Raw genomic sequence first — 15,209 nt, forward strand, 5'->3', positions numbered from 1 at the left:
CATTTTTAAGGGCACTCCGTGGATTCGTTCGAACACCTCAGCCAGCACAGCATCGAGACCCTGGATCGAGTGCTAGAGCCGCTCAGGCGCAAACAGGAGCTGCCCTTTGAGGAGGTCATGTCCTGCAAGTCGTTGGTGCTAACGCTCAACGAGGAAGACTCCAAGCGCGCCGCTAAGCTGCTGGCTATGGCCTCAGCTGAGAACCTTAACCCCCAACTGCTTGATCTGGCGCTGAGTGCTCTTGAGAGGAAGGACTTAGCTGCGCTGTGCGGCGACCCGGAGCTGCTGGTTGCTGTGCGCAACGCGATGTTCGAGCAGGCGAAGGATCGAATCGGTGGAGTGGGGCAGGGCTTCCTCGATCTGATGACCAACGCGGTACGGTCTTATGGCTACGCCTTCGAGCAGGTGGCGATCTCTGAATTTCTATCCATTCTCCCTGCCATTCGGTCTGGGAAGAACATGGTCGAGGTGGTTGAGAAACTCGAGCGCTCGACGTTTGCTCTCAAACAGATGGTTCTGGGGGAGACCCTCAATGACCCCGTTATTGGCACCTCGATCATCCTCTCCCTCCAGAACGTCGACGATTTCAACGTCCACGCAGTGAGCGATCTCCTCGAACTGGTGTTGGACAACTTCTCCTACGACGCGCACCAGTGTCAGGAGCGTTTCGAGTACCTGAGCAAGACGTACAGCGATCTCAGTGAAGTCTGTAGCGATCTGAGCTTCACCGCCCTGTACCGGGCCGACATCCTCAATGGGCTCCTCAGGAGCCGGGCGGACAATGTTCTGACTGCGCTCAGGAGAGATCCGTCCGAAGTCCTGATGTTCCTCAACAAGCTCAAGGATCGTGACTTCCACCGGGTCTTCAACATCGAGCTTTTGCAGCTGATCCTGGCTGGAAACTGGGCCGCTGCTAATGTCGGGTGGGGGCACACGAAAGACCCGCTTGTGCAGCAGTTGCTGAACGATATCGCCAAGCGCCTTGTAGCTAACCCTTTCATGAAACACCTGATCCTTGCGGTGCCGACCATTTCGCCGCGTCTGGCTACAGAGGTGGCCTGCAGCGGTTCTTACCTGATGGGGCGCCAGGCGCTCCGCGAAGCCGGGGTGAACTCGGCCTTCCCTGCGGCCGTGGCCAGCGAGGAGGGCAACTGCATCAACCTGATCCTCGCTATCAGCAGGGCCAGGATGGATGGCGTGTTGCAGGAAGAAGCCGAGGAAGCAATCGAATCCCTGTGCAACGCTCTACTGCCCCGTGCTCAGGAGATTTACCAGGCGGCGCTAAACTCAGGCTACTTCGCTTCCTGGCCCAAGCCTGAGACGCTTACCGCGCGCCAGCTTGTCCAGCGGGTGGCAGTGCAAGTTTCTTGCGAGATCTGCGCGCGCGACAAGCTGGAAAAGACCCTCAAGAGCGACCACGTCAACTACATGAAGCACCTGCCGCTCATGGAGGCCATCCCCGTCGGGCAAATCCTGGGTGGCGGCACCGCGAGTATGTTCAAGAACAAGATGGTGCGCGAAGGGGTTGCTCTGACGGCCCCTGAGGAGCTGCGCCTGGAGCTAGGGCTTCGCAATGCCTACCTGGCCGCAGGTGCGCTGGAGTGCGGTGTCCTGGACGAGTCCTATCGGCATGAGCAGGCCGACCTGTTCTGGACGAACGATATGATGTCAGTGATGGAAATCTAGCCCCTGCAATTTGCCGACAAATGTGCGTCATGACATAATGGCACTATCGCTACTCACGGACGTAGAGCATGCCGACCAAATCGAATCACACCCCTTCTAGCATCTCGCTCGGGGCCTTCCTCCAAACTCAAAACCTACAGGCGCCGTCTGAAGCATTGGACGCCGGGATAGCAGAGATTGCGGCCCGCACTCCTGATAGTGAGCGCCCCCTGAAGCTTTTCTTCATCCTGGAAACCGCGCTCCACAACCTCAGCGTTCCGATGCTTCACGCATCCAAGCACTTCGGCTCCGAGGAACAGGTCGCTGAGTACCTGATGGATCAAAAGGTCTTGGCCAGAGTCGTGACCCGGATTTTCCGGGAGTTCCGTGGTATCGGGCCGGGCAAGCAGGCGCCGGAGCCGTTCCTGGAGATTGTCTGCAAGGGGGTGGAGAAGTACGGGCTCTCGCTGGAGTCTTTCTGCATCGAGCAGATGATCCACTGCATCAGCCGGCACAATGTGCTTGTCCGGAAAGACTATGCGGCCAATCTCCTGCAGTGCCTGGTGCAACTGAGCAAGGTTGTTACCCCGCTGGCGCTTAAGCGCGAGATGGTAGGGGATGCGGTCATCCTTGGGCTGCCTGCGTCGTCGAACAAAGAGAACTCCGTTCCACTGGTTGGTGTGCTGGAGTACGTTCGCGACAACCTCAAATTCGACATGCCTCGTTGTCAGGCCACGATCATCAGCATGCGGAGCAACAAATGGCTCGAGGAGGCTGCCAACGCTCTGCTTCCTGACGGAACCAACGGCTATGTCGCCCTGGTCGACAATGGCGTGATCCCTCAGGATTCCCAGACGCTGCTCGGCGCAATGAGGTTGCGGCCTGATGCGGTTCTATGGCACCTGGCGTCGAAGAAGGTCTCCGAGCTCCCCAGCGTGCTAACCGACACCCTGCTCGAAGTGGTACTGGCAGGCGACTGGCTTGGCTACGAGGGTACTCTGGCCACCGCCTCCTACGTTGCGGCAGTGCGGAACCTGGAGAACCTCATCCGCCTGATGGCCACGGTGCCGTTCATTTCCAGCCGGCTCGAAGAGCTGAGGCTTGCCTCGGAAAACGTGGAGAACCTCCAGATAACCCCTGCGTTCCTAGTGTCGAGGTTCTTGCTGGCGGAATGCGGCATGTTGGATGACATGCCCTACATCAGCCACGACATCGAGCGCATTGAAGAAGTTGCCGCTGCGCTTGTCTTGAATGACCCCCATGGCATTCTGGACAATCAGCGCCGGAGTCTGACGGCTCGGATTGCTGAGTACCTGGAAGCGCCTGCCTTTGAGGCCTACGGCTACCTCAAAGAGTCCTGCGGCTGGCCAGAAGTCGACAGTATCCCGAAACGCGAGGTAATCGAGCGCGTTTGTCTGCAGTTGGCCATGACCGCAGCAACGGCGCGGGAGCTGGAAAGCGAGAACAAGTACGGCGGCATGGACATTCCCATCAGCCTGCAATTTGAAGAGCCTCGTATGGCGATCTCCAAGCTTGCTGGGCACCAGTTGGTGCTGAATCTGTGCCGGGCTGACTTCGATCTGTTCGCTGGCGCTATCAAGATGGGCCTGCTGCCGGACACCTACGTCGGCGAAGCCTCGGATCGCGCGGCTACCTTCCTGATGAAGGACAACCTGGGCCTCTGATCGGCGCCGGCCCAAGTTCAACCAAGGAACTACCGATGACCACCTCCGCCCAGCGCGAAACAAGCCTCGCCACCCTCGATAGCCTCCTCGCTGAGATCAAGGGCCTGCTGCCGACCGACGAGCAGCTGCTGGGGCTATACAGCTTCATGCAGGGCCTGCCGGCTGACCTCCATCGACAGGCAGCGAGGAAGGTCTTGCTAGGTGCTTGCAAGTCGTTGTGTCCCCGGCTGGCCGGGACTGCGGCTATGTTCCTAGGGGAGGGTGAATCCGAGGAGCTGATGCTGGAGCCAGAGCTACTGATCGCTATGCGCGACAGCCTGTACCTGGCTTCGGTGTCAACGGATTGCGATCCTGAGATTCAGCCCGAGTTCGTTCGCATGGTGAGACGCGGTAGCGATGTCCACGGTATGCCGTTCGAACGCGATTGCCTGGAGGCACTGCTTCGTCTGATACGTCCTGCCGCTACTGTAATCACTCCCACAGGAAGCAGTGTGGCCTGGCTGGACATGCAGGTGCGCATGCCGAATCTGTTGAACGTCTTCCGAGATACGGTATCGCGTGACCAATTTCGAGATGAGTTGGTTGGTGATGCTGTGTTGCTGCGGGTACGGCCTTCTGACCACGAAAAGATCATCGAGTGCCAGCGGACGCTTCTCCAATACGTAGTCGACAATCTCTATTTCAATCGGGAGCGATGCCGCGAGCACCTTCATGAACTGAGAAATAATTCAGAGCTCAGTGCCCTTGCGCGTAAGTTGCAGCCTGAGCCCGACGATAGCTACTTCACCATCCTAACGCAGGGAATGCTGCCTTGTGATGAAGATAAGTTATTGAAGTACTTGAGCGATAATCCGGTTGAGGTGCTCAGCTGCTTGCTCAGGATCGGCCAGGACGCATTCCACAAGGCCATCACTGAAAGCCTGCTCAGAGTAGTTCTGACCGGGCCCTGGATGCGCTGCATTCATGGTATCGACGACCCAGAATATCAGCATGTGCGTTTCATGCTGGATCGCTTCTGCCAGCTCATCACCCGAGATCCCTTCATGGCCGGTCGGCTGGCCCGAATCAAGGAGTTCTCTGGTGAAAGCTTGGAGGATGACAAATTCTCGGTCAGCTTTTTGCTCTCAAACGCCTCCCTGGCAACTGCCGGTGTGATTTTCGAGCTTCCTCGACTAACCCATCCCGGTTTCCTCAGCTCTTTGGCGGATGTGCTGCTCCTGCCCGACCCCCATGGGTTGTTTGCTGACTCGCGCGCCAGTCACATGGCGAAGTTGAAGGCCGCTATCCACGATGACTGCCTGGTGGGCTATCAGATTATGGCGCCGAAGCTCTCTTGGCCGGGGGCAGAGACCATCACTGACCATGAAATGCGTCAGCGCGTCGTGGTCACTCGGTGGCTGCAAGTGACAGCGCACTACCAATTCGGTGTGCCTGATGACCTCGAAAAGGCCATGAATCAACCCGGAACGCGCCTCTTGGATTACATCTCGCCTCGGGAGCTTTTGGCAAAGGAGGCGCCTGAGGAACTGATCCTTGAGATATGCCGTTTTGACAGGCGCCTTTTCGCGCCGGCTATCGACCTGAAACTGCTGCCGGAGTCCTACATCTGCGAGGCGACCGACGAAGGTGCGACACTGCTGATGAGCCAAACCCTAGAGGTTTAGGCTCTGAAATTGACAATTTGTCACTAAAGGGGGTTGGTGGCACCATGGGAATCCTGACTATTCCGGACGTTCGTCATGACCACTGATGTTGTTGCTGATCACCCGGCGATAGCTCGCCTGCAGGACTATCTCCATGAGCGCTATGGCCGGCCGCTGGATGACGCGGAGCTCGCTAAGGTGAAGGCGCTCATCGCCCAGGTGCCTGCGAAACGCAGGCCTGATCTCGCCCAGCCGATGTTCCTCTTCGTGACTCAGGCTAACTGCCCGAGGCTGTTTGATCTGTGCATGGCCATCTTCGGCATCCGCGTCTCGTCTGAGGTGTTGCTGAGGCCGGCGGTGATCGGTGCCTTCCGGGATATGGTCTTCGACAAGTACCGCACCTTCTCCGGCAGCGACGTCACGGATGAGCGCTTCGTTTCGCTCCTACGTAGCGCTGCGCGTCACCATGGCGCCTCCTTCGAGAGCGACTGCATCTGGGCCGCGCTCAGCGTCCTCGAAGATGTACGGTGGGGTGGGGCTACACTGGAAGGCTTCCAGGCCCGACTCCTGGGGCGTCTAGCGCTACTGGAGAAAATCATCTCCGAGAAGGCCTTCATCCTGCCGGTGATTGGTGATGCGCTGATCCTGGGCTTGCCGAAAACCTTGAAGCCAGAGCAGGCTCCTTTTGCCTGCAGACTCCTCTGGTACGTCCACGATACGCTCAACTTCAATGAAGAACGCTGCCGGGAAAAGCTCATGGAGCTGCGCGCGGTTGCCGGTCTGGAGGAGGTCTGCGAGCATCTGTGCCCAGGTGGCTATGAAGACTTCACCCGGATGATCCGCAACGGCCTGCTTCCCTTTGAAGAGGAGGGATTCGAGCGGATTCTTCGCAAGCGCCCAGAAGAGGTGCTGGCCTATCTCCTGAAGCCGGGCATCGGGGACTTACGCCAGATCATCAGTGATTCGCTCCTACGGGTGGTGTTTAGCCGAGACTGGTTGTACTTCTCACACCTGGGTAGGCCCGAGAACATGAAGGTGCCGGGGTTGCTGCAGAAGTTCTGCCTGCTTCTTGCGCAGGATCAGTTCATGAGGGATCGCCTTGGACGAATCAAGGAGATCGGCGGTCGCAATCTCTACGATTTGAGCTTCTCGTATGCGTTTCTGCTGGGGCACCGCTACTTGTCGGAATTGGGCCTGGTCGAGCCTTTGCCGAAAGTCCTGGAGATGGGCAGTGTGGATCGCCTGGCCCAGGTCTACAGCCAGTACGACCCAACGAGGGCGCTGGATGAACAGCGGCCCCAGTACCTGGAGCTAATCCGTAGCAACCTGGTGCCGTCGTGTGGCAGGGTCTACCCCAAGCTAGCTGCCGCCTACGGCTGGCCGGAGAGGGACGCGATTGGGCTCAGTGAGATGGTGGAGCGGGTCTGCATCTACTGGTCGACCTATCGGGTATTCCATGGTGTGAACCACACCATCGGCCTAGATGACCCGCTGTTTGAGCAGATTTTCACTCCTGACGGCGCCCCTGAAGCGGTGAAGCTAGTGCTCAGCCAGGCACCACAGGAGCTGATCCACGAAATGTGCCTCAACAACAAGGATCTCATCATCGGTGCCATCGACCTGCAGTTGCTGGGCCCTGAGTACTTGAACAACGCCAGTGATCCGGGCTGCACGGCCCTGATGATGAAAGTTCTGGAACTGTGACCGGCCGCCGGCCAAAGGAGTGAACCATGGCGCGAGCCAGACTGCACCTGATCTGCGGAAACTGCGGCTGTAAGGACATGTTCAGCCACGTTATCGACCCTACCGGGCACGACATCCGGGGCGAACTGTTCCCGGCGGTGCTCATCAGTTGCGGAAACTGCGCCACGCTCCACGACCTGAGCGACAACGCCCCCGATAGGAAGTCCCCGCTATGGGAGGCGCCTCCGGCAGCACGGTTAAGGCGCCGGCTGAAGCTGGCGCTCATGGCTTTCTGGCGCCAGCTCTTCCAGAAGTAGCGCCTCAGTGCACCGAGGGGCCTTCACCGTGCCGCGCCTGGCGCGTTTTTGCGACTTCCAGGCGCAGTGCTTCCAGACCCTGCAGGTGGGCCACGGCGCGCTCAGTGGTCTCGGGTGTCAGGTAGGCGAGCATGAAGCTGTTGACCAGGCTCTTGAGCAGGCCGGCGGTGTCTTCGTCACGCACGATGGCCTGGATCGAGAACTGCTCCAAGGCCACGGCCGGCGTGTTGATCAGGAAGTCCGGGCCCATGCGCCGGCCTATGTCGACCAGCTGCGCCTTGATGGCTTGTTCAATGTCTACGTTGCTCGTCGCGCCTAGCTCTAGTCGGCGACCAAACTGAGCACCCTTCGGGACTTCCCTGAGCTCATCGAGCTTCGCGCTGGCGATCTTCTCCAGGAGCTCAAGTTCCTTGGCTTCTTGATCCATTTCGTCTTCGTACATGCCTACTCCTTGCAGGTCTGGTGGCCAGCTGGCCGAGTGCTCTGGATTCTTGCATAGCCTCACGCAATTTGCCGCAAATAGTGCTCCTGGGCCAGGATAGGGGTATCCAGGAGAACACTGATGACCGGCATTACCATTCCCGACGACGACTACGACTTCGACTACGAGATTCAGGAGCTGCTGGTCAACGTCGGCGCCTCCGATACGCTCAACGCCGAGCATCTGGAAAAGATTGAAGAGATGCGCCAGATGGCCAGGCAAAGCCAGAAGGAGCCACTGGCGCGCGCCCTTATCAACGCTTCGGCGGAGTTCCTCAATGTCCAGCTCCTGGAAGAGGGGCTGAGCATCGTCGACAAGCAGACGGCCAAGTCGTTGCTCGTCGATCTGCGCTTCGTGACCGAAGTGCGAGACAACGTGCTGGCGCCAGCTCCGGAGACGCTGCTGATCCACCAGCACTTCATCGACATTCTCGTTCGCGCCCGCGACGTCTACGGCCTGGAGTTCGAGCTGGACTCCATCGAAGAAGCTATGCGCCCGATGGCGACCATCAGGGACACCGACCTGGCCGATGTATGGGCCGGTCTCAAGACTTCCCTGACCAACCTCAAGATGTTCCTCTCTGAGGCTGCGCTCAGGGACTTGTCCATTGGCAATAACGTGATCGGTTCGCTACCCAAGCGACCCACCCCCGGCCAATGCAATGTCATTGAGGCCATCCTGCGCTTCGTGAGCGAGAACTTCAGGTTCGATGCCGCCACTTGTGAGGGCGTCCTGTTTGCTTACAAAGATCACGAGCAGCTCAAGGGCATTGCCAACCAGCTGCTGGACGATCACCTCTTCAAAGACCCGATCCTGCGCGGCGTTACCGTGGACAAGGTCGACGCTGTCCGATCTGCGCTGCGCACTTTCCCAGAGAAGGTGCTGGAGTTCATTAACGGGCTCGACGACGAAGCGTTCATGAAGGCCCGGAATACGAGGTTGATCGAGCTGATCCTGGCCGGCGACTGGGTCAAGACCGATGAGGAGTGGGAGTGGGCCATCGAATCCACGGTCATCCCCGAACTGGACAAGTTCGTCGCCCGAATCGCCAAGTCTCCGATTGGACTGGCCAGACTCAAGAGTATCAAGAGTCTGAGCAACACCACCCTCGAGGGAAAGACCATCTCTTTCTCCTACCTCCTGGCCCGTTGCGCCCTGCAGCGCAATGAAATCCACGCCCCGGTGCCGTCCATTGGCAATGGTTACAGCTTCAAGGATGGCCTGTCCAAACTGGTTTATGCTCTACAGGTAGGCGAGGAGACAGGAGCCTTCAGTACTGTGCAGGAGGAGAGCGAAAGGATTCTGCGCACCCATGTGCTGCGTCACGGGAAGAAGATCCTGGCTGGTGCGCAGTCGCAGAACCTGATCAAGAATCTTCCTCCCCTGGCCAGCATGACCAAGGCTGAAATCGCTCATCGCACTGCAATTCACGTGGTTGCGGAGTCGGCAATCGTGGCGCTCCATGCGAAACCTGGTTCTGCGATGAAAGCATCGGACTGGAAGCGCGTAAAGCTGACCAATCATTTCAATACGGAGATCGAAGAGCTGCCTCTGGCTGTTTACCAGGTGGTGGCCGCTGAGGCCCCGGCAGAGTTGGTGCAGGAAATCTGCATGGCCAACAAGGGGCTGATCGTGGGTGCCGTCGAAGCAGGACTGCTGGACAGCAGCTACATGAACCATGCCCCGGATAGAGACGCAACGCGCTTGGCGCTGACTTCCTTCGACCTCTAGGTCGAGGCGATTGGAGAAGGCCGGCCTTTGGCCGGCTTTTCCCATCGTTACCCGGCGAACTTTTCCCATTCTTTGATGGCGCGAGAGGCTTCCTTTTCGCCGACTCCTGTGACCAATGATTCGGCGAATGCCAGGTGAGACGCCATGAAGCGGTCGAAGTCTTTCTTTGGGGCACCCTGAGCGCTGGCGCGGTTCCACCAGGAGAAGGCAACGGCGAGCCTTCCGATCTCTGGGTCGAAATTGTCTTTTAGGCGTTCCAGGCCGCCGTCGTTGTGCGCTATTGCCCAGCCGAAGCTCTTCAGGAACTCTCGGATCTTCAGGGGCAACTTACCGGCGGCAAGCTTTCGGTGCTCGGCTTTATGCAGACGGACGTCGTCAGCGACGTCCTCGGCATAGGTCATGTTGCAGATCTTGCAGGTAGCCATGCTGTTGATCTCTCTGAACAGGGAACGGCGAGCCTACACCCAGATCGAGATGGAACGACAGTCTCAGTGTAGAGATTTTGGGGACTCCACGGGTGGAACAAAACGCGCCCACTCCCGAACCCTGTCGCGAGCACTCTTCTCGTCGCCTTCTCCGGTCAATGCGCGCGCCAGCTCCAGGTGTGCAGTCATGAAGCGCGTGAACTCTTCCTGGTCTATGCCGGCGCTCAGGGCGATATCCCACCAGGCGTAAGCTGCCGCCAAGCGGACAATGTCCGGATTCACTCGTTCGCGGAGCGCAAGAATCCCGGCGATACCCTTGGTTTTGAAGTCACGATATTGTGTCTGGAATTCCGCGATCTCAATAGGAACGCCACCGCAGGCCAATAGCCTATGGTACTGCCGGTGGTCGAACAGCTCAGTCGAATCCCTGTGATCGTAGTTGCGCAGGCAGATAGGGCAGGGGCTCATGTGCGGCTGCCTTCCCAGACGAATAGGGCGTGTTTGTCGGGATACTGCAGGCTGCGGCCGAAGATGAAGTCACCTTCGATCACGCGATCCACGCGCGCCATAATCGGTTTTATCGCGTGCACGCCGCTGTTACCCAGCATGATGTAGCGCTTGACGCCGGTCAGGAGTTCTTCTTCGTCCACACCGATGATGTTGCCTTTATGCTCAGGCCGGCGCTCATCCCACCGGTGGGTTACCCAGGAGGCGACAACTACGTCCGGGCGCATTTCCTTCACGGCCTTGTTGCCGTCGATACGGATCACGTCGGGGCTATAGGTGACTGGGGCCAAGTTTTCCGACTGATACAGGTCGATCAGCTCTTGATTCTCCTGTTGGTAGTTGTCCGTCATGGGGATACCAAGACCGCGTCCGAGCACGCCGTTTCCGGCGCCGATCTCGATTGCGTTGCGGCTCGGGCTGACTTCCATGATCAGCTCGTTGATCACGTCTAGGAGTTCGAATGTCGGCAGACCGTAGAGACCAATACCCGCGCAGAAGACCGACCGAGATTGCTGCGAGAATTGGCGGTAGAAAGCCGCTGGCATGACTTTCAGGCGCATGCCATCCAGCGCTTCGCGAGCGAGGGTCATTACCTCTTCAGGGTTGATGTCTTTGAGCATCGTCCCGGTTTGGTCTTCGAACATGATGGAGCACCTGGAGAATCGAGGCGGCATCTTGCCAGAACGCACCTCCGATTGGCAGCGTCATCGCAAAATAATTGCGCGTAGCGGCACAAATACCCCTTGCTCCATCATGTCAAAGTGATACACTGTGTTCATCGAATCGCATGCAGGGCAGGAGCCCGAGATGACCAAAAAATACAATCTGCGCAACTGTCTGTACTGCAAGGGCTCCAAGTTCGGGATTTCCAGCAATGACCAGGACAACTTCTACGTATGCTGCGATACCTGTGGCTGTGACGGCCCGGCGGCTGACACTGTAGAACTCGCAGTTGATGCCTGGAACAACCCCGAGTGTTTCGCGGTCGGCACCGGTAACGGCATGCTGATCAAGGTCGTCATCAGTCAGGGAGATCTGACAGAGGAAGGCTGCACGGCTGATGAGCTGCGCAACCGGGTCTTGAAGGCCCTCGATGATGCCGCGCCCCAGCTGCCGGGCTTCAATGTTGAAATCGAAGTGCAGGTCTGAATCTTTCAATCCTGCCTCCCAAGCAAGGACGCTACGTCAATGTCGACCGCAATCATCGCCAAGCCTGAGCCTTTCCAGTGCACTGACACCCACGAGGTCTTCTCGGAGATCACGGACTGCCTGCGCAGCCGTATCCGCCCGGTGTCCCTGGAGGAGGTGCGCGAGTACCTGCTCGAAGCAAGCTTGGACGCTCCCATCGAGCTGATTATTGAGACGCTCGAAGCCCTGGCTGAAGTTCAGCCCTTCCGCAAGGTCGAGGGCGGCCTCTGGGTTCACGACCACAGCTATAGCGCTCTGCACCTGAAACGCGACTGGGTGTGGCCGCCCTATGTTCCCGGCTATTCATGCCTTGCAGTCGCGGTTGAGCCCACTGGCTGGCGACTACTCTGGCTCGACAAGGACGGCCACGTCTGTTCGCATCTGGATTTGAAGTACGCCAAGCAAGTACCTTCGCTGCCGACCATCGAATGGCCCTTCGAGGATGGTTACCTGGCGAAGGAAGATGATTTCTGGAACCTGAGCGTCTCGGCCGTCTTTGACTCCAACTTCGTTGTCTCCGACCCCGATGCGTTGCCCGAAGCGGCAACAACTACCGGCCTGCCCCAGGCCCACTAATCCAGGCGGGCAGGGTGTCTGCCCCACACGGAGATAGCAAAGTGATGACCAAACAAGAACTGCAAGGCAAGGAAATAACCCGCGCAGCGGTTGCCCGGATCGCCAGCATTGCCGGCGAGAGCTCCGCCGCCGCCCAGGCCATCGCGCACGCTGACGGCCTCAAAGCTCAAGGCCTCGATGTTGCCTTCTTTAACGTGGACGGTGTCTACGTTGTTCGCTCGAAGAAACCCAAGGCCGCAGCCCCGGCCTGAGGAGTAGATGATGTCAGACTACACCGCAGAGTGCGCTGAAGCGGGTATCGACCCGAAGGTGGTCGAACGCTACCGGAAGCGGCTCGAGAAGCTTCTTGCGGAGATGAACAAGGATGGCATCCAGGTCTTCGGCGGCGGCGATGGGTCGTCTCTGCGGCCGATCCATGGCGACGACATGATCTCGCGCCTGATCCTCGCCGACATCAACGCCTTCAACCTCGACGGTGGCGCTGGTGCTTACAAGATCGAGAGCGATGGACTCACACGCGGCGAATAGCCGCCCGCGCGCATTCAGGAAAACCTATTTCCAATGATCCCCAGCGTCGACTACCGGGCAGCCCATGCGTTCGCCCTGGCCAACATCTCGGAACTTGCCGGCGATGTCCTTCACTGGCGCCAGCGCGCCAAGATGAAAAAGGCCGGCAAGCTCAATGAGCTGGCCAACCTGTGCAAACCGTTCTCGGCCCTGGATGGCCACTTCAACGCCGCCCGCGACATGGTGATGAAGATCGCCCTGGAGCAGGCGATGGATCAGCCCGTGGCCGGGCCGGTTGTCTCTCCGTACTCGATGCACGGCGACATCACCGAGCGCGAGCGGGACATGCGCGATCATGAATCCTACCGCCGGCTCATGCCCAAGCTCGTACAGCTGGTAGATGCGGCAGGTCAAATGTCTGATCCCGAGCTTATCGCCTGGGAGGCCGCGCTGCCGTTCGATGAGCTGATCCAGTACATCGGCATCACCCATGATCGAAACACGCTCAAGGCCAACGTCGACGCCGCGCGACGCACCCTTCGCTGCAGTGCAGGGGAGCTGAAGGCAGCTAGCTAAGGTTGCCTTCCGGCTCTGGATAGATGCTCTGTAGCGTTCCGTTCAGGAGTTGAAGTGCCAGGTGCAGGCCAGTGATGACGCTGCTGACGTAGACAATCTCGTCCACATACCCCTCCTGCGCTGGCGCCTTGGTCATCTCGACTTCGATGGCCTTCAGGTGTCTGCTGCCCGTTTCGATCCAGCTCTCGACTTGGTTCTCCAGCCCGTGGAGCTGTTCATCGGTTAGCGCAATCTCCTTCAGCAACCTCTCGTAGTATTGCGGCGACAGACGCACTAGCTTTGGGTTCTCGGCTATCTCGTAGGTGTTGAGCGCGTTGCCGCCGTACATGGTGTCCTGCAGCGCCTCATCGAGCTCGCCGCGCAGGTAGTGTGAGAGGATCAACACGCCGTCATAGCGTCCGTTGTAGCGTCTGCATTTTTCATCCTGGGGGACGCCACGCACAATGGCCGACACGCGCATGGCGCTGGCCATCCGGCCGATGTGGCCGGCGAGATCCTCGATTGCGTAGATAAGCTGCACTCGCTGGTTGCCGCTGAGGTCATGCTTTACCAGGCGCTTTGCGTACAGGTTCTTGGTGAAAGGGCTGATGTACAGCAAGGCACACTCCTTGGTACGAGCAATTTAGGTGCAAAGGAATCCGGTTCCAGATTCCGATGAAAGGTGACAATATATGTGAAATTGTGATGCCGGCAATCCGGTATGCCCACTTTTCAGGGTGCTAAGCCATTCGCCGGCATGCCCTTGTTCAGGGAATGTCCTCTATGTCCGCTTCGAAATCTGTGTGGCGACGGTTCTTCAGGAACCTTTTCCCATGGGGAATTTCCTTCTGCAAGGAGTGTATGGACTCGGAGCTGTTTGTCTTCTACGTGGCAGCCGCAGCTTTTGGGCTCGTATCCTGGGCGCTCGGCCAGATCATGATGTATGCCGGGATGCTGAGTCCCGACCTTGACGCTGCTTCTGCTTTCTCCGCAGGGATGGAGACGGCGGCTTTGATCTTCGTCGGCCTAATCGCTGTCGTTCGCTTTTTCAACTCGGTGGTGTCCTTCGATGAAAATCCGTAAGCGCTCCTGCCGGCGCCGGCCTGTGCCCAGCTTCTACAAGGTCATCAGGCGTTTCTTCCTCTGTATGGGCGCTCTGTTCGCGCTCACTGTGGCGGTGATCCTTCAGTACGGTGCTTTCTCGCTGGTGTACGGGATGATCAAGGAATCAAACAGTGGTGAGATCCCTTGTTTTCAGCGAAGCCATAGAGCTGCGGGTGCTTGTCGATGAGCCTTTCACGATGGAGTGACGAGGGGAAATGCCCCACCGTGAAGGCAAGCTTGCTGCAATTCTTGATCTCAACTCGATTCTGGTCGCGTGCCTTGAGGTCTTTCGCCTTTGTGGCTGGAGTGCTTTTCCTGGATTGGCTCCTAATCTGCATTCTGGCCACTGTGTTCAGGGCTGTCAGCTGTGCTGGCTGGTACTTCCCGTCATGTGATACCCCTATGGACTGGTTCGGATTATCTTCGACCATTCTTGGCATTTTTCTAGCCGGTTTCTCTCTTGGCGCCTGGACTGTTGCCTATTGGTGTTGGCGCCTCTGGCGTTTTGTTGGGCGGAAGATCCATCGACTCATGATGGACGCCTTCCACTTCGAAGATCAGAAAACTGTATCCACGGCAGAGACTGCCCTGGAGCGCCTCAAGGGGATTGTGAATGACCGTCAGCTGTAGCCTTGGGCGCATTGCCCGAAATTTCTGGCCCTGGCTTTGTGCTGTGATGCCTGGCTTCCTGGCCAAGGCAGGTAAGGGCATCTTCTGGGTTGCTTTCTACATGACCACTAGCGCCTGCATTCCAATCCTGGTGTTCGTGCTTGTCGATTGGAGCCTGTCTGGAAATCTTCCAGAAACCTGGAACAGTCGTTCTTTGCTTCAGATGTACGGCTTGGGCTGGAGCTTTATGCTGATGGCCGTGGTGGTGTTGATTGTCGCCGCAGTCGTTATCGCAGGCCCTTGGTACTTGCTCTATCTGATCATCAGAGAAATTTGCGCTTTCGATCCTGAGGGAGCGGAGCCGGTAGGTTCTGGTGATGGTGGTGATCAATCTGGAGCCGAGAGCCATGACCGAAGCTAAGTGCACACCGGGCCGTTTCACTCGAAATTTGCTGCCTTGGGCACTTGGAGTCGTGGTGATTCCTCTCTGTCGAAAGGTCATCGCAAAGTGGAAGCCCTGTCTCCTGGTGTTG

The 15,209-nt window shown here is 58.2% G+C and carries 18 protein-coding genes; 13 read left to right on the top strand and 5 right to left on the bottom strand.

Annotation, left to right across the window (positions count from 1 at the left end; genetic code table 11):
• Positions 1–18 precede the first annotated feature (18 nt).
• The 5 genes from HNP46_RS02510 to HNP46_RS02530 all read left to right on the top strand — a co-directional run bounded on the left by HNP46_RS02510 (position 19) and on the right by HNP46_RS02530 (position 6,993).
• Positions 19–1,686, top strand: a complete 1,668-nt coding sequence (locus HNP46_RS02510; RefSeq protein ID WP_184585934.1) for a hypothetical protein — start codon at positions 19–21, stop codon at positions 1,684–1,686.
• Between the two features lie 68 nt (positions 1,687–1,754).
• Positions 1,755–3,350, top strand: coding sequence for a hypothetical protein (locus tag HNP46_RS02515; protein ID WP_184585935.1), 1,596 nt, complete (start codon positions 1,755–1,757; stop codon positions 3,348–3,350).
• A gap of 35 nt (positions 3,351–3,385) precedes the next feature.
• The gene (locus HNP46_RS02520) at positions 3,386–5,014 is read left to right on the top strand and encodes a hypothetical protein (protein WP_184585936.1); all 1,629 of its coding nucleotides are present in this window, start codon (positions 3,386–3,388) and stop codon (positions 5,012–5,014) included.
• Positions 5,015–5,089: 75 nt separating this feature from the next.
• Positions 5,090–6,697 (top strand): hypothetical protein, encoded by a 1,608-nt coding sequence (locus tag HNP46_RS02525; RefSeq protein ID WP_184585937.1) that lies wholly within the window; start codon positions 5,090–5,092, stop codon positions 6,695–6,697.
• A 26-nt stretch (positions 6,698–6,723) separates the two neighbouring features.
• A complete protein-coding gene (locus HNP46_RS02530) occupies positions 6,724–6,993 on the top strand; it encodes a hypothetical protein (RefSeq protein WP_184585938.1) in 270 nt (89 codons plus the stop codon).
• A gap of 4 nt (positions 6,994–6,997) precedes the next feature.
• Here the strand turns inward: HNP46_RS02530 and HNP46_RS02535 are convergent, their stop codons facing one another.
• On the bottom strand, positions 6,998–7,435 hold the full coding sequence (locus tag HNP46_RS02535) for a hypothetical protein (RefSeq protein WP_184585939.1): 438 nt from the start codon (positions 7,433–7,435) through the stop codon (positions 6,998–7,000).
• Between the two features lie 120 nt (positions 7,436–7,555).
• Between HNP46_RS02535 and HNP46_RS02540 the strand changes: the two genes are divergently transcribed.
• Entirely contained in the window at positions 7,556–9,205 is a 1,650-nt protein-coding gene (locus HNP46_RS02540) for a hypothetical protein (RefSeq protein ID WP_184585940.1), read from the top strand.
• A 47-nt stretch (positions 9,206–9,252) separates the two neighbouring features.
• On the opposite strand, the gene HNP46_RS02545 is transcribed toward HNP46_RS02540, so the two are convergent.
• From HNP46_RS02545 to HNP46_RS02555, 3 genes are all read right to left on the bottom strand, one after another.
• Complete coding sequence (locus tag HNP46_RS02545) at positions 9,253–9,630, bottom strand: C2H2-type zinc finger protein (protein ID WP_260403058.1); 378 nt, start codon at positions 9,628–9,630, stop codon at positions 9,253–9,255.
• Positions 9,631–9,693: 63 nt separating this feature from the next.
• Positions 9,694–10,098, bottom strand: coding sequence for a hypothetical protein (locus HNP46_RS02550; protein WP_184585942.1), 405 nt, complete (start codon positions 10,096–10,098; stop codon positions 9,694–9,696).
• Entirely contained in the window at positions 10,095–10,781 is a 687-nt protein-coding gene (locus tag HNP46_RS02555) for a hypothetical protein (protein ID WP_184585943.1), read from the bottom strand. The genes HNP46_RS02550 and HNP46_RS02555 overlap by 4 nt, the downstream gene beginning before the upstream one ends.
• A 163-nt stretch (positions 10,782–10,944) precedes the next feature.
• Here HNP46_RS02555 and HNP46_RS02560 point away from each other — a divergent pair, with 163 nt between their 5' ends.
• From HNP46_RS02560 to HNP46_RS02580, 5 genes are read left to right on the top strand one after another with little or no spacing between them, the layout of a single operon-like run.
• Positions 10,945–11,286, top strand: a complete 342-nt coding sequence (locus HNP46_RS02560; RefSeq protein ID WP_184585944.1) for a hypothetical protein — start codon at positions 10,945–10,947, stop codon at positions 11,284–11,286.
• A gap of 39 nt (positions 11,287–11,325) precedes the next feature.
• Positions 11,326–11,901: a hypothetical protein gene (locus tag HNP46_RS02565; protein WP_184585945.1), complete on the top strand. Its 576-nt coding sequence runs from the start codon at positions 11,326–11,328 to the stop codon at positions 11,899–11,901.
• A gap of 44 nt (positions 11,902–11,945) precedes the next feature.
• Positions 11,946–12,152, top strand: a complete 207-nt coding sequence (locus HNP46_RS02570) for a hypothetical protein (protein WP_184585946.1) — start codon at positions 11,946–11,948, stop codon at positions 12,150–12,152.
• A 10-nt stretch (positions 12,153–12,162) separates the two neighbouring features.
• Positions 12,163–12,429 (top strand): hypothetical protein, encoded by a 267-nt coding sequence (locus HNP46_RS02575; RefSeq protein WP_184585947.1) that lies wholly within the window; start codon positions 12,163–12,165, stop codon positions 12,427–12,429.
• A 33-nt stretch (positions 12,430–12,462) separates the two neighbouring features.
• Positions 12,463–12,984, top strand: a complete 522-nt coding sequence (locus HNP46_RS02580) for a hypothetical protein (RefSeq protein ID WP_184585948.1) — start codon at positions 12,463–12,465, stop codon at positions 12,982–12,984.
• Here the strand turns inward: HNP46_RS02580 and HNP46_RS02585 are convergent.
• Positions 12,977–13,582, bottom strand: coding sequence for a hypothetical protein (locus HNP46_RS02585; RefSeq protein WP_184585949.1), 606 nt, complete (start codon positions 13,580–13,582; stop codon positions 12,977–12,979). The two genes, HNP46_RS02580 and HNP46_RS02585, sit on opposite strands and share 8 nt — an antisense overlap.
• 242 nt (positions 13,583–13,824) lie before the next feature.
• On the opposite strand from HNP46_RS02585, the gene HNP46_RS02590 reads away from it, so the two are divergent.
• Positions 13,825–14,046: a hypothetical protein gene (locus HNP46_RS02590; RefSeq protein WP_221454578.1), complete on the top strand. Its 222-nt coding sequence runs from the start codon at positions 13,825–13,827 to the stop codon at positions 14,044–14,046.
• 634 nt (positions 14,047–14,680) lie between these two features.
• Complete coding sequence (locus HNP46_RS02595) at positions 14,681–15,097, top strand: hypothetical protein (protein WP_184585951.1); 417 nt, start codon at positions 14,681–14,683, stop codon at positions 15,095–15,097.
• The last annotated feature ends 112 nt before the right edge of the window (positions 15,098–15,209 follow it).

It is taken from the genome of Pseudomonas nitroreducens (assembly GCF_014204515.1).
Classification (GTDB): domain Bacteria; phylum Pseudomonadota; class Gammaproteobacteria; order Pseudomonadales; family Pseudomonadaceae; genus Pseudomonas; species Pseudomonas nitritireducens_A.